The organism is Massilia cellulosiltytica (assembly GCF_047325105.1).
GTDB classification, from domain to species: domain Bacteria; phylum Pseudomonadota; class Gammaproteobacteria; order Burkholderiales; family Burkholderiaceae_D; genus Telluria; species Telluria orientalis.
In genome coordinates this window covers 308,925-322,781 of the sequence record NZ_CP168562.1, presented here as the reverse complement: position 1 = coordinate 322,781, position 13,857 = coordinate 308,925, and the positions used below count along the sequence as shown (strand labels likewise).

Genomic DNA, 13,857 nt, shown 5'->3' with positions numbered 1-13,857 from the left:
GCGCGCACGCGCGCGGGCTGGCGCCGGCGCCATGCCAGCGTCGTCAACACGCCCAGGCCGGCCAGCAGCATGCCCCAGGCCTGCGGCTCCGGCACCGGCGAGATCGTCAGATCCGCCCCGAACACCCCGCCCCCGACACCGCGCACCTCGCCATTCACCTGGATCGCGTAGGAACCGCTCGCCAGCCCAAAGCCCGACAGCGCCCACGAATCCGGCGCATCGGCACCCGAACCCGTCAGATCGATGCCCGCGATGGCGGTCCCCAGCATGGCCTTCGTGACCGGATCGTAGCGGTAAAGAGACCAGCCCGTGATCAGCAGGTCCTTCGTCTGCGGCGTGTTCAGGTAGGACGACGTCAGCGAGGCGGCCGCGTCAAACGGCGTGCCGACGTCGAACGTGAAGACGTCGGTGAAGGTGCTGCCGGTGGTCGACTGCGCGAACGTGTCGCCGAAATGCGCGTTGAAGCCGCCCAGGCCATCGTCCGTCGTGACGACCGGGGCCGTGCGGTTGACCGTCGCCGCCCCCGCGCCTTGCGCCATCAGGGCCGCGCCCGCGACCATGGCCAGAACGAGAGATTTGAGTTTCATGATAGTTCCGTTGAGAGATTAATCGGACTCGCTATCCAGGAGCAGGTGTCTTTACACCGATCCGTCGGAACAGCTTAAGTTCCGAAAGCCTGACTAACCGTTAGATCTCGCACAAATTTCTATCATTTCTGAATAGAAAAGAATTTTCCGACCAGGAACCTTTTATTCCAGAACAATTCTTCTCGGAAAAGGCGAATTTGAGGAAGGTCAATCCGCCCCGGGGGCGCTTGATCAAAATGGGGTTTGTAATCGGTCCCTGCCGTCGTTGAACGTAAGGAGTGCGACATGAAAAGCGTGACGTTTTCCGAAATCGAGCGCGTCCGGAAGGGAGCGCATCGCCCCACCTCCCCCGCCCCCGCGCAACACCGGGTACTTCTCCTGCTGAGCATGGTGCTGGGCCTGCCCGCGCTGGCCTTCGCCTTCCACCTCATCGATCCGACGGCGCCGCTCGGCTACATCGTCGTGCCGGTACTGCTGGGCGGCCTGCTGCCGGCGATCGCGCCCACGCTCCTTGGCCGCTTCGAGGTCACGACCCGCTTTTCGGCCTGCCACCTGGTCGGCACCCTGGACGATGCGATGGAAAGTCTCGGCTACGCGCCGGCCGAACGCGGCCCCGGCACCGTGCGCTACCGCATGCGCGCAGCACGCTGGCCCGCTGGAAAGAACGCCGACATCACGGTGACGGTGCGCGACCACATGCTCGAAGTCGCCGGCCCCGTGCGCACGCTGCATGCGTTGCGCCGGCAACTCAGCTGCTGACCCGCGTCACACCTTCATCGGCAGGATCACCATCTGCAGGCCTTCCAGGTGCAGCCGGCGCTGCACCGCCAGCGACGCCTGGTTGTGCAGCAGCCGCGTGAACCAGTTATCGGATGCGAAGATCAATTTACTGGTGAAGAAAATCGAGTTCGGATACTCGCGGTTGATCTGCTCGCACATGCGGGTCACCTCTTCCACCGCATCCGTGCCGAAGCCGATGTAGGACGCCGACGCCATCCCGTGGCTCTGGCAGAAATCGACAAAGTATTCCAGCGTCCGCGCCGCATCCTTCCGCATCTTTTCGAGCGCGCCCTCGCCGCCATAGGCGTGGGCGTCGACCGTGCGTGCGTTCACGAACAGGAAATTCTTGAAGTGGCCGGGGAACATGCGCAGCACCCACAGCAGCGCGTGCAGGCCGCCGCCGCGCGAGTTACCGACGATGAAGACGGCCGTCTGCGCATCCGGTTCCGGATCGACGGCTTCCTTCACCGGGCCGAACGGCTGGTTGGCGAATACGCGGTCGACGGAACGGATGGCGCGCTTGGTTTCGCGGTAGTGGTTGCGGATGAAGATGCACAGGCCCGCGATGGCCGCGATGATCAATGCCGTGGCCCAGCCGCCCTGCGTGAAGCGCTCGACGAGCAACACGGCGAGGATGCCGGCGCAGATGATGAAGCCCGTCAGCGACAGCAGGAAGCGCCGGACCCAGCGCGCGTCCTTGCGATGACGCCACCAATACAGGCACAGGCCGAACAGCGAGATCGCGAACGTGAGGAACACGGAGATCGAATACAGCACGACGAGCAGCGTGACCTGGCCGCGCGTCCAGAACAGGATCGCCAGCGCGGCGACGCCCATCACGAGGATGCCGTTCTGCGTGACGAGGCGCGTGGACAGGTAGCGGAACTGGTGCGGCACCCACGAATCGCCCGCCATGTTCGACAGCACGGACGGTCCGCCCAGGAAGCCGGTATTGGCCGCCACGAACAGGAGCCCGGCCTCGAACGCGAGGACGACGGCGAGCACGATCTGGTTCACGAGCTCGCCGCCCAGGCCCATGCTGGCGATGATGCGGCGGAAGGTGGTCGCGTTCAGCGTCTCGCCCGCGGTCGGCTGCGCATCCCACAGCAGGTACAGCAAAATGATGCCGCCGGCCGTGACGGCCAGCGACAGGGCCATGTAGAACATCGTCATCTTGCCCGTGCGAACGCGCGGCTCGGCCAGCAGGTTGACGTTGTTCGACACGGCCTCGAGACCCGTATAGGTACCGCCGCCCTGCGAATACGCGAGCAGCAGCATGCCGGCCACGCCGGCCCAGCCGATCTCGCCGGCCAGCGAACCCGTCTCGGCGACCGTACTGGGCACGAGCTGCGGCAGGTGCGACGCATGCGCGACGATGCCGTACACGATCAGCACGAGGTGCGTGGCGACGAAGCCGAGGAAGATCGGCAGCAGGATCTGGATCGCCTCCTTCAGCCCGCGCAGGTTCATCACGATCAGGAGGCCGATGAAGAACGCCTCGGCCCAGAGTTTATAGGGCTGGAAGCCGAGCGGCAGGAACGACGCGAGCGCATCGACGCCGGACGCGATCGAAATCGCGATGGTCAGCACGTAGTCGAGGACCAGGGCGGCGCCGGACACGAGGCCGAGATACGGCCCGACGAGCTTGGTCGCCACGCGGTAGCCGCCGCCCCCGGTCGGGAACAGTTCGATCACCTGGTTGTACGCAAGCGCGATGATGAAGACGGTGACGGCGGTGGCGCCGGCCATGTACAGGCCGAGGTGGGTATGGGCGCCGAGCGCGCGAAAGGTTTCTTCCGGACCGTACGACGAGGAGGACAGGCCATCCGCCCCGAGCCCGACCCAGGCAAGGAAGGCGACCAGGGCCATCGAGTGACGCGTCTCGCTCTTCATGGGGTCGAGCGGCTTGCCGAGGATGATCTCGCGTATTTTCTTATTCTTCATCGTACAGGCCGCCTTGCCGGACGGCGCGTTTGCTCAGGTAGGCGAGATCATACGCCGGAACGCCCCCTGCGCCCACTGCGGGCGCACGCACTCTGGTCAGTTTTGCATTCCATGTGCTAATATGCGCGCCTGCGCTTGCAGCCTCTGTGGCGGAATTGGTAGACGCACTTGACTCAAAATCAAGCGCCGAAAGGCGTGCCGGTTCGATTCCGGCCGGAGGCACCACTTACTCATCCGTAGTAGTCCCGCAAAGTCCAAGAAACCGCGTTTCTCCCCCAGGGAACGCGGTTTTTTGTGCGCCGAAGTCTGAGCCAGCAGTCCGCTCTCGATTGCACAGCGCCCGCCGAATGCACTGCGTTCAGAGAAACCGCAGGCGGATCGGGTACACGCCAGTGATGGATTCCACGCAGCCTTCGGCGACCAGAATCGGCGCCAGCACGGACACCAGCCTGCGCGACTTGGCCGGGTAGTGTTGATTGATCCAGTAGCCAAGCGTATCTGGCTCGACATCGCCGGTCATGTTGGCACCGAGACCAGCTTCCTCGCCCGCTGGAAAATCGTTCAGCAAATCTTGCAGGAAGTCACTGTCGATGGTGAACGGCGTCTCGCTCCAGACACCCGAAAACCCGATGTGGACGTTGCCCGCGTAGCTGATGTTGGGTGTCTTGCCGTTCAGCGTGCTGATCAGTGTGCGCGGCAAACCCGCATGATCGCGCCTGAGCCGTGCCGCCCCCGCCCGCTGGATGTGCATGCGTTGCCGCTCGTCGATGCCAGCACCCGGCGCGTTCTCCTTCAGGCAGCTGACGTCGTAGCCGATCATGAACAGGCTCGCTTCGAACGCATGCATGCGGTCTTTTGCCGCCTCTGCCGCGAACAGCCCGGGCGCCTTCTCCGACACCGCGGCCATCAGCCAGCCAAGCCGGATCTTTGCGCTGCACCAGTCGGCGGCCGTCGCGGCGGCGGCGGCGGGTGCGTACGACAGCACGCCGGGGCTCTGCGCATTCGCAAACAGGCTGTGCACGGAGCGGTCGGACGGTATCGCCGGAAAGGCCAGTTCGGATGGCAGCGGTGCGCCTGCCTTGCCCTGCGAGCGGCGCCACAACTCGACGAGCGCAGCGATCGCCGCCGCGACCCGCGAATCGTAAATCGGCAATCCGTCATGAGATGCGAGCGCGTGGACCTTGGTCAGCATCGAGTTCATCTTCGTAGCCTGCGGCCGACTAGCGTCGACGACGGCGACGTCGAGCGCGAATGCGCGGCTTGACGTGTCCAGGTATGCCGCCAGCTTTCCCTCCGCATGCAACGCTTTCAGGAACGGCATGGCGCCTTTTGCATCGTTACGGTTACCACCCCACGCGAGGACGCGGCGGCAGGCGTCCAGCACCTCGTCCTCGTTGCGGCCGGCGATGGCCCGCTTCAACGCATCGCCCAGTTCGTGCAGATAATCCCGCGTTTCCTGCCAGTTGCCTGTTTCACTGCCCTTCGTTCGCCAGCGGTAATGCCGCAGCAAGTCCAGTCCAGACACGTCCGTACGGATGCCACCCGGGACGAAGCGCGACGATTTGATGTCGAGTCGGATCGACAGGCTACGATAGTGTTCAGCCAGCCAGTCCGTGAATGCGGCGACGTCCGGCGACGCGATAAATGCGTTTCTGTTCATGCGATAAACTTTCTTTAAAGAAACTTTAATCCGAATTATAGCAATGCAGGTCAAGCGCGCGTTTCGGTCAAAAATAACGCCAGCGTTCGTCGTCGAACCTGGCGCCCGGGGGCACGAGGCCGGCGTCGATCAATGCGCGGAAGAGCAGCGTCTTGAGTTCATCCGCGCTGGCCGCGGTGTATTCACCGTTGTGATGCGATTGCGCGGGAATGAAGCGCGCCGGCCGCTTCGCCGGATCTTCTTCCGTGATGTCGACGGTTACGTGGATGATCAGCCCCGGCGTCCCGTCCGCCGGCCGGATCCCGCGCGTGCCGATTGTCGCGAACGTATGGTCGCGGCTGACGTACACGGCCAGGCCACCCGGCAGATCCCTGACCGGTTCATGCTCCTCGTGCAGGGTTCTGGCGCTGTAGAAGAAACCCATGGATGCGGGCCCAGGCGTCGAACGGGGATGCAGCAGGGCGCCCACCGAAGGACAGCGCTGGACGAAACACCCGCCGAGTGCGGCGTACACCTGGTTCAGAGCCGTCTGCACCTGCCGGATGGTTCGGTCATTCAACGTGCGCGCGTACGCCGGCGCCAGCTCGAACTGCTGCTGTTCGATGGCGGCCTCGTCCCCACCCCACCGGGCCGGATGTGGATCGATCGGCAGAACGGTGCGCGCCAGCGTGCGTCCATCCGGCGCGACGCATCCCGACCGGTAGTGCGCCTGCACGCCGCGGTACCACTGGCTCTCCGGCGCGAAATGGCGGTCCATGATTTGTACCAGCGTTGGATTGGCGGGGATCACGAGCCGGTCGCGCACGACGTCCGCGAGTAGCGCCCCCGTCGTGCGCACGTGTCCGTCGACGCGGGCGAAGCACGCATTCGCATCCGCGATCCTGTCCGCATCGACCGTGTCGTCGGCGTGGATAAACCCGCGCGCGAGGTGCGCCGCCAGCCGGTTGACTTCACGGCAAAGTCCGTCGACTTCGACGTACACGCGGTAATACACAGGCCAGTGCCGGACGATCACGTGCGGACCGGTAAACATGCCGAACACCAGGTTGCCCAGCTCCGTCAGTTCGCGCAGCAGGTGTGGCGCGCTCGTCGTCTGCTTCAATGCGTTCTCCTTTCGATTTCCGATTCCCGCGGCTTGTTGCCCGGCACCGGTACCGATATAGTGCGACGGATTAGCGACAAAATACGTCGGGAACCATGCCCAGAGATTCCACCGAACGACAGCTGGCCCGCAGGCTGGCGATCATCGACCTGTTGCCCCTTCTGCCCGAGCACGGTACCGGACAGGGGGCGACAGTCGACCAGCTCATCAACAGGCTGGGAGACACCTTCGCGGTGGATCGGCGCACGTTCGAACGTGACCTGCGGGACCTCGCCGACCCGCAGGGTCCGTGGCGGCGACAGTTCGGCCTCGAGGTGGCGTCCCGTCCCAGCGCGGACGACGGCAGGGTCAACGAATGGTTCACGACCGCGCACAGCAAGATCCCTCTGTTCAAATCGGTGACGGCCGTCGACGCGCTGGTGGCCAGCTTCGCCCGCCAGGAACTGGGGCCGTTCCTGCCGCGCGACGCGCGCCGGGCGCTGGACGAGCAGGTCGCGACGATCGAACGGAAACAGCGGCATCTGCACCACACCGACGCGCATCGGCAAGTCATCGCCTACCAGGACAAGATCCGCCGCCTGCCGGACGGCCGGCCGATGGGACCTGGCAAGGTGGCTCCGGCGCATCTGCAGACCGTCAACGACGCCTTGATGAAGAATCTGATGCTGCGTCTCGTCTATCGCGCGGCCAGGTCCGGGGTGAACAGGACGCATCGCGTGTATCCCGTCGGCCTCGTGATCCATGATCGTACGCTGCGCCTGCTGGCTGTCGACGAGGCCGAGGTCACCCTGGATCCAGCGGCGATGACGGTCAAGAGTTTCCACCTTCACCGCATGCGGGAAGTAGCCCTGGGCGATCCGGTCGCGCGCAACATCAGGGTGCCCACGCTGGACGAGGCGCTCGCGCGCGGCACGCTGGAGATGTGGTCGAAGGGCCGTATCACCCTGCACCTGCGCTTCGCTGGCGGCGAGAACGCGGACGTCTTCGCGCGTACACTGGAAGAGATGCCATTGTCCGACGACCAAACCATCTTCCTCAACATGGCCGGACAACGGGAACTGATGGCCACCGTGACCAATACGTCGACGCTGCGTCGCATGTTGCAAAGCATGGCCCGCGAAGCCAAGGTGCTGGCGCCAGCCGATCTCAAACAGGAGATGTGCGCCTTCCTGGCCGAGGCGCTCGCCTTGCAACAGGGCGACTGACGGAACGGCCAGGCAGCCTTGACCGGCACGCCGGTCGCCTGCCCGATCCAGTCGCATGAACGGTCAGCGCGACTTCACGCCCCAGTCGTCGTACTTGTGCACGATCGCGCGCGAGGTCCCGTCGCGCTCCATGGCTTCCAGCGAACCGTTCATGCGCGCGACAAGCGCATCCGGCACGGCGCGGTTGCAGGCCAGGTAGACGCGGATGCGGTTGAACACGAGGACGGGGGCCAACTTGCCCGCGTAGCCCAGGCGGTCGAGCGTGAGGCTGCCGCGGCGGATGCTGGCGGCCCACAGGTCGATGCGGTCCATCATGAGCTTGCGGGGATTGATCAGGTCGTTCGGCGCGGGGTCGACGTTGAAGCCGCGCGCGCGCAGGAACTGGTCGCGCGCGTCGCCGTTGTAGGTGCCCACGCGGTAGGCGCGCGCGTCGTCCAGGGTGTGCACGTCGAAGCGGCGGTCGGCGCGGCCCATCAGGACCCACTCGGCCTCGCCGATCGGTCCGATCCATTTGAAATGCGGTTCGCGCTCCGGTGTGCGCGTGGTCGAATAGACGCAGGCGTCCTTGCGTTCCAGCGCGGCCGTGTAGGCGCGCTTCCAGGGCAGCAGGTCGATCGAATAGGCGATGCCGGAGCGGACCATGATCTCGCGCACCATGTCGGTACCGATCCCCGTCACGCGGTCGCCTTCGCGCATGCTGTACGGTGCCGAGGTCTCGGTGGTCAGGTACAGCCGCGGCGCCGGCTCCGCCCGCGCCCACGTGCAGGCTAGCGCCAGCAATGCGGCAAGAACTGTCGTTTTCATACGTTCGCACCCAGTGCGGGCGTCCCCGGCGGACGGCCCGTCTAACTAGCATAGCAGCAACATCGAGAACGCAGCAACGTGTAACAAGCAGGCAATGTTGACTGCTCACTGGTAGCGAATTTGCGACATTTTGCGGGCTGACCCGGAATTTAATTCTTACAAGCAAGACTTTCAGTGGTGAAAGTGCCATACTTTGATCATTCTCACCAAAAGTCACACGCCATGCTGTCCGTGTTCACGCTTCCTTCCGATCCGTCGCTGCTCAGCTACGGGCTGTACACGCCGAAGCTCGTCGCGTTGTCCATCCTCGTCGCAATCTTCGCATCCTGGATGGGCCTGCAGATCGCCGGCCAGGCCGCCGCCAACCGCGCCCAGCGCTGGATCATCCTCGGCACCGGCAGCCTCGCGCTCGGCGCCGGCGTGTGGGCCATGCATTTCATCGGCATGCTCGCGTTCGACCTGTGCACGGAGGTCGACTACGACCCGTCCGCCACCATCCTCTCCAGCCTGCCGAGCATCGGCGCCTCGTTCGTGGCGCTGACCCTGATCGCGCGCGAGCGCCTGGGCGGCTGGGGCCTGCTGGCCGGCGGCGTGATCGTCGGCGCGGGCATCGGCGTGATGCACTACGCGGGCATGACCGGCATGCAGATGGGCCTGGAACTGCGCTACGACCCGTTCATGTTCGGCCTGTCGATCGTCGTCGCCGTCGTGCTGGCGACGCTGGCGCTGTGGGTGCGTTTCGGCCTGTCCAGCCTGTCGCACCGGCTGAGCGAACAGCGCCGCCTGCTCCTGGCCGCCATCGTGATGGGCTGTGCCATCGCCGGCATGCATTACACGGGCATGGCCGCGGCGCGCTTCGTCGGCCACACGGTGACGTCGGCGACCCACAAGACCAGCACCTTCCTCGCACTGGCGATCACGCTGATCACCGTCGCGTTCACCGTCTTCGTGCTGGCCGCCAACGGCCTGCTGCGCTACCGCCAGATGTTTCGCGAACTGTCGCGCAGCGAGGCGTGGATGCGGGCACTGCTCACCACCACCGTCGACGGCGTGATCACGGTCGACCGCCAGGGCACCATCCGCGAGTTCAATGCCTCGGCCGAGCGCATCTTCGGCTGGCGCCGCGACGAGATCGTCGGCCACAACATCCGCCTCGTGATCGGCAACGAAACCGCGTCCGAGGAAGTCGGCCTGCTGCACTCGCTGCGCGCGGGCCAGATCAGCCCCAGCGCGCGCGGCGCCGAGGTGACGGGCCGCTGCAAGGACGGCAGCATCGTGCCGATCCGGCGCGCCCTCGGCCATGCGCGCCTGGACGGGCAGGACCTGTTCGTCTGCTTCATCACCGACATCACCGACCGGCGCAAGATGGAGCAGGCGCTGCGCGCCAGCGAGCAGCAGTTCCGTTCGCTGATCGGCAACATTCCCGGCATCTCGTACCGCAGCAGCCTGATCGAAGGCGAGGCGCCGATGCTGTTCATCAGCGACGCCGTCGAGCGCATCACCGGCTATCCGGGCCGCGACTTCCTGGGCGCCACGCCGCGCCGCACGTTCGCGCCGCTGATCCATGCGGCCGACCGCGTGCGCGTGTCGGAAACGATCGCCACCGCGCTGCGCGAGGACCGGCCGTACCTCGTCGAATACCGTTTATTGCATGCGGACGGCAGCACCCGCTGGATGTGGGAAAACGGCACCGGCGTGCGCAACGAGGCGGGCGAGCTGTGCTGGCTGGACGGCGTCATCCTCGACATCACGGAGCGGCGCGAGATGGAAGACGCGCTGCGCGTGGCGAAGGAAAACGCCGAACAGGCGGCCGCGGCGCGCGCGAGCTTCGTCGCCAACATGAGTCACGAGATCCGCACGCCGATGAATGCCATCCTCGGCTTCACCGACGTGCTGCTGGACGGCGAGCTGAACGCCGACCAGCGCCGCCACCTGGACACGATCCGCAGCTCGGGCCGCGCCCTGCTGCGCCTCCTCAACGAGATCCTCGACACCGCCAAGCTGGAAAAAGGCGCGGTGGAGCTGGAACATAACGACTACAACCTGCTGTCGCTGATCGACGAGCTGTCGTCGACGCTGGCCGCGAACGCGCGCGCCAAGGGCCTGCACGTCGACATTCATTACGATCCGGCGCTGCCGACCTGCCTGCGCGGCGACGAGCTGCGCGTGCGCCAGGTGCTCACCAACCTGCTCGACAACGCGATCAAGTTCACGGAACAGGGCAGCGTCACCCTGCGCGCCGACCTGAAGGACGAACACCTGCACTTCACGGTCAGCGACACCGGCATCGGCATCGCGCCGGAACGCCTGGCCGCCATCTTCGAACCGTTCACCCAGGCCGACGCGTCGATGACGCGCCGCTTCGGCGGCACGGGCCTCGGCACGACGATCTGCAAGCAGCTCGTCGAGCTGATGGGCGGCCGCATCTGGGCCGAAAGCGAACCGGGCCGGGGCACGACCTTCCACGTCGTGCTGCCGCTCGCGCTCGCGCGCTTCGCCCCGCAGCAGCCGCGGGTGCGCACGGCCGCCGCGCTGCCGCCGCTGCGCGTGCTGGTGGCGGACGACGTGCCGCAGAACCAGGAACTGCTGCAGCTGCTGCTGGCGCGCCGCGGCCACACGATGACGGCCGTCGGCGATGGCGCCGCCGTCGTCGAGATCGCGGCCCGCGAGCGCTTCGACGTCATCCTGATGGATTTCCAGATGCCGACGCTGGACGGTCTCACCGCCACGCGCATGATCCGCGAACAGGAAGCCGCCACCGGCCGGGCGCGCGTCCCGGTCATCGCCATGACCGCCAGCGTGCTGGCCGAGCACCGCCGCGCCAGCGCCGAGGCGGGCATGGATGGCTTCGCGAGCAAGCCGGTCGACTGGTTCGCGCTGTCGCACGAGATCGCGCGCGTGCTGGGCCTCGGCCCCGGCCACCACGCGGACGACCTGCCGGCGCAGGAACGCCAGACCCTCAACCGTCACGCGGGCCTGCGCCGCTGGAGCGACAAGGAAGACGCGTGGCTGGAAGCCCTCGCCCACTTCGCCGCCCAGCACGACGGCCTCGGCGCCACGCTCGCGGCCCACGCCACGGCGGCCGACTACCGCGCGCTGCGCATGCACGCGCACAAGGTGCGCGGCATCGCCGCCAACCTCGGCCTGGAACTGCTGGCCGATGCGCTCGCCAAGCTGGAAGGCCTCGTCGACGGCGACAGCGGCAAGCTGTATCCGGCCGCCGAGTCCACGCTGGAAACGTCGCTTGAGGACCTGCGCGGCCTGCTCGACGCCGCGCTGGACGCGATCCGCGCCGCCCTGCCCCAGCCGGCCGCCGCCGCCAAGCCGCAGGCGGCCCGCCCCGTGGCCGACCTGGACCGCGCGCGCCGCGCCGGCAACGTGCTGCGCGACGCGCTCAAGCGCGGCGGCCTGGACGACGCCGCGCTGGCGGGCCTCGCCGCAGCCACGAGCGGCCATCCGCTCGCCTCCCGCGTCGCGCAAGTCCACGCCGCCATTTCCGATTTCGACTTCGACCTCGCCCTGCAACAACTTGACACCGTGCTGGCCGCCATCGACGAGCCGGCACAGGAGACCATCGAATGACCACCGTCAACCAACCGCTGATCCTCGCGGTCGACGACGAGGCCAGCAACCTCCAGCTGCTGCGCCAGATCCTGCAAGACCACTTCCGCCTGCGCTTCGCCAAGGACGGCCCGCGCGCGCTCGAACTGGCGCGCGAAGAGACGCCCGACCTGATCCTGCTCGACGTGATGATGCCCGGCATGAGCGGCTACGAGGTGTGCGCCGCCCTCAAGGCCGATCCGGCGCTGGCCGCCGTTCCCGTCATTTTCGTCACCGCACTGAACGACACGAGCGACGAGGTGGAAGGCTTCGAAGCCGGCGCCGTCGACTACATCACCAAGCCCGTCAGCCCGCCAATCGTGCGCGCACGCGTGCGCACCCACCTGTCGCTCGTGCGCATGGAAGAACTGCGCGCGTCGCGCCTGGAGATCGTCCAGCGCCTCGGCCTGGCCGCCGAATACAAGGACAACGAGACGGGCCTGCACGTCATCCGCATGAGCCATTTCGCGCGCATCCTCGGCCTCGCGGCCGGCATGACGGAAGCGGAAGTGGACGACCTGCTGCACGCCGCGCCCATGCACGACGTCGGCAAGATCGGCATTCCCGACCGCGTGCTGCTGAAACCCGGACCGCTCGATCCGGACGAATGGAAGATCATGCAGAGCCACGCGCAGATCGGCGCCGAGATCATCGGCCACCACGACCATGGCGTGCTGGCGCTGGCGCGCAACATCGCCCTCACGCACCACGAGAAATGGGACGGCAGCGGTTATCCGAACGGACTGGCCGGCAAGGACATTCCGCTCGAAGGCCGCATCTGCGCCATCGCCGACGTGTTCGACGCGTTGACGTCGATCCGGCCGTACAAGAAGGCGTGGACGGAACAGGAGGCGCTCGACTTCCTCGTCAAGCAGAAGGGCAAGCACTTCGACCCGGAGCTGGTCGACCTGTTCCTCGCGCAGATGCCGGCCATCCGCGCGATCCGCGAGCGGTGGGCGGAGCAGGAAGTGGAACCCGCGGCAGCGCCGATGCAGGCGGCGGCGTAATCAGCCGAGGCGTGGCGCGGCCGCGAGCCGCACTTCGGCCCGGCGCGCCACCAATTCCTGGTACAGGCGCGCATAGTTGTCGGCCATCTGCGCCGACGTGAACAGCTGCCAGTAGCGCGCCTCCGCGCGCTGGCCCATCTCCTGCGCCATCTGCGGATCGTGCCACAGCCGCGTCATCGCGGCGCGCAGCGCCTCGTGGTCGGACGGCGGCACGACCAGGCCGGTCTCGCCGTGCACGTTGATGTACGTGGTGCCCGTGCCGATCTCGCTGGAGATCATCGGCTTGCCGTACATCGCGCCTTCCAGCAGCGAGATGCCGAAGGCTTCCGAGCGCAGGTGCGACGGGAAGGCGACGGCGTAGCAGAGCTTGAGCAGCGCCGCCTTGTCGAGGTCGTCCACGGCGCCGACGAACTGCACGCGCTTCAGGCCCAGGCGCTCGGCGTGCGCCTTCAGTTCCGCCTCGATCGGCCCCGCGCCGACGATCACGACGGGGTAGTCCGTGCCGGCCACGGCGTCGAGCAGGATGTGCAGCCCCTTGTAGTAGCGCAGCACGCCCACGAACAGGAAGAATTTCGGGCCCACCCGCGCGCGCCAGTGGTCCAGGCGGGCCTGGTCCGGTTCCGGGTAGCCGGATTTGTCGAGGCCGAACGTGATCACGCGCGTCTTGTCGCGGTAGCGGTCGAGCACGGCCGACGACGCCAGGTAGTTGGGCGACGTCGCGACGATCGTGTCGACGCTTTCCAGGAACCGGTGCTTCAGGGGCTGGTACAGCTTCAGCAGCGCTTTCTGGCGCACGATGTCGGAGTGATACGTGACGACGGTCGGCTTGTCGATGCGGGCGATGAAGTGCGCCAGGTCCATGAACGGCCACGGGAAGTGGTAGTGCACGACGTCGGCTTCCGCCGCCATGCGCGCCAGCTTGCCGATCGCCTGCACCGACACCGCGTTCGACGCCACCTCGAAGTTCAGCGGCACGCGGTGCACCGTATGGCCTTCGTAGTCGAACGGCTCCAGGCGCCGGTCGCGCGACAGCGACAACACCTGGTTCGTGATGCCCAAACGCCCTGTTCCCACGCACATCTGACGGATGACCTGTTCGACGCCGCCGACCGAATCGGGGAAATAGGTCTTGTAGAAGTGCAGAACACGCATGGGCTGGGACATGGAG

At 66.5% G+C, this 13,857-nt stretch carries 9 protein-coding genes, 1 tRNA gene and 1 pseudogene; 5 read left to right on the top strand and 6 right to left on the bottom strand.

Annotated elements, in window-relative coordinates:
- Positions 1–53: 53 nt before the first annotated feature.
- A pseudogene (locus ACEN9H_RS01420) lies at positions 54–539 on the bottom strand (FxDxF family PEP-CTERM protein); the annotation flags it as partial.
- A 333-nt stretch (positions 540–872) separates the two neighbouring features.
- Between ACEN9H_RS01420 and ACEN9H_RS01415 the strand changes: the two are divergent.
- A complete protein-coding gene (locus ACEN9H_RS01415; RefSeq protein WP_413338572.1) occupies positions 873–1,346 on the top strand; it encodes a hypothetical protein in 474 nt (157 codons plus the stop codon).
- 6 nt (positions 1,347–1,352) lie between these two features.
- On the opposite strand, the gene ACEN9H_RS01410 is transcribed toward ACEN9H_RS01415, so the two are convergent.
- Positions 1,353–3,311, bottom strand: coding sequence for an APC family permease (locus ACEN9H_RS01410; RefSeq protein WP_413673528.1), 1,959 nt, complete (start codon positions 3,309–3,311; stop codon positions 1,353–1,355).
- Between the two features lie 140 nt (positions 3,312–3,451).
- On the opposite strand from ACEN9H_RS01410, the gene ACEN9H_RS01405 reads away from it, so the two are divergent.
- Positions 3,452–3,536, top strand: a tRNA-Leu gene (locus ACEN9H_RS01405).
- Between the two features lie 133 nt (positions 3,537–3,669).
- Here ACEN9H_RS01405 and ACEN9H_RS01400 read toward each other — a convergent pair.
- Together ACEN9H_RS01400 and ACEN9H_RS01395 are read right to left on the bottom strand one after the other, a co-directional pair.
- Positions 3,670–4,971, bottom strand: coding sequence for a hypothetical protein (locus ACEN9H_RS01400; protein WP_413673527.1), 1,302 nt, complete (start codon positions 4,969–4,971; stop codon positions 3,670–3,672).
- A 67-nt stretch (positions 4,972–5,038) separates the two neighbouring features.
- Positions 5,039–6,073, bottom strand: coding sequence for a hypothetical protein (locus tag ACEN9H_RS01395; protein WP_413673526.1), 1,035 nt, complete (start codon positions 6,071–6,073; stop codon positions 5,039–5,041).
- Between the two features lie 95 nt (positions 6,074–6,168).
- On the opposite strand from ACEN9H_RS01395, the gene ACEN9H_RS01390 reads away from it, so the two are divergent.
- The gene (locus tag ACEN9H_RS01390) at positions 6,169–7,278 is read left to right on the top strand and encodes a helix-turn-helix transcriptional regulator (protein ID WP_413673525.1); all 1,110 of its coding nucleotides are present in this window, start codon (positions 6,169–6,171) and stop codon (positions 7,276–7,278) included.
- 63 nt (positions 7,279–7,341) lie between these two features.
- Here ACEN9H_RS01390 and ACEN9H_RS01385 read toward each other — a convergent pair whose 3' ends face one another.
- On the bottom strand, positions 7,342–8,082 hold the full coding sequence (locus tag ACEN9H_RS01385; RefSeq protein ID WP_413673524.1) for a substrate-binding periplasmic protein: 741 nt from the start codon (positions 8,080–8,082) through the stop codon (positions 7,342–7,344).
- A 222-nt stretch (positions 8,083–8,304) separates the two neighbouring features.
- Between ACEN9H_RS01385 and ACEN9H_RS01380 the strand changes: the two genes are divergently transcribed.
- Both ACEN9H_RS01380 and ACEN9H_RS01375 read left to right on the top strand, forming a co-directional pair.
- Positions 8,305–11,664 carry an MHYT domain-containing protein gene (locus tag ACEN9H_RS01380; protein WP_413673523.1) on the top strand — a complete coding sequence of 1,120 codons (3,360 nt, stop codon included), beginning with the start codon at positions 8,305–8,307 and terminating at the stop codon, positions 11,662–11,664.
- On the top strand, positions 11,661–12,689 hold the full coding sequence (locus ACEN9H_RS01375) for a two-component system response regulator (RefSeq protein ID WP_056124578.1): 1,029 nt from the start codon (positions 11,661–11,663) through the stop codon (positions 12,687–12,689). The genes ACEN9H_RS01380 and ACEN9H_RS01375 overlap by 4 nt, the downstream gene beginning before the upstream one ends.
- On the opposite strand, the gene ACEN9H_RS01370 is transcribed toward ACEN9H_RS01375, so the two are convergent.
- A complete protein-coding gene (locus ACEN9H_RS01370) occupies positions 12,690–13,841 on the bottom strand; it encodes a glycosyltransferase family 4 protein (protein WP_056124582.1) in 1,152 nt (383 codons plus the stop codon).
- Positions 13,842–13,857 lie beyond the last annotated feature (16 nt).

What these genes read in the sequence shown, in the direction of transcription:
- ACEN9H_RS01415 (WP_413338572.1), top strand. Translation starts at nt 873, where the DNA reads ATGAAAAGCGTGACGTTTTCCGAAATCGAGCGCGTCCGGAAGGGAGCG.
- ACEN9H_RS01410 (WP_413673528.1), bottom strand. Translation starts at nt 3,311, where the DNA reads ATGAAGAATAAGAAAATACGCGAGATCATCCTCGGCAAGCCGCTCGAC.
- ACEN9H_RS01400 (WP_413673527.1), bottom strand. Translation starts at nt 4,971, where the DNA reads ATGAACAGAAACGCATTTATCGCGTCGCCGGACGTCGCCGCATTCACG.
- ACEN9H_RS01390 (WP_413673525.1), top strand. Translation starts at nt 6,169, where the DNA reads ATGCCCAGAGATTCCACCGAACGACAGCTGGCCCGCAGGCTGGCGATC.
- ACEN9H_RS01385 (WP_413673524.1), bottom strand. Translation starts at nt 8,082, where the DNA reads ATGAAAACGACAGTTCTTGCCGCATTGCTGGCGCTAGCCTGCACGTGG.
- ACEN9H_RS01380 (WP_413673523.1), top strand. Translation starts at nt 8,305, where the DNA reads ATGCTGTCCGTGTTCACGCTTCCTTCCGATCCGTCGCTGCTCAGCTAC.
- ACEN9H_RS01375 (WP_056124578.1), top strand. Translation starts at nt 11,661, where the DNA reads ATGACCACCGTCAACCAACCGCTGATCCTCGCGGTCGACGACGAGGCC.
- ACEN9H_RS01370 (WP_056124582.1), bottom strand. Translation starts at nt 13,841, where the DNA reads ATGCGTGTTCTGCACTTCTACAAGACCTATTTCCCCGATTCGGTCGGC.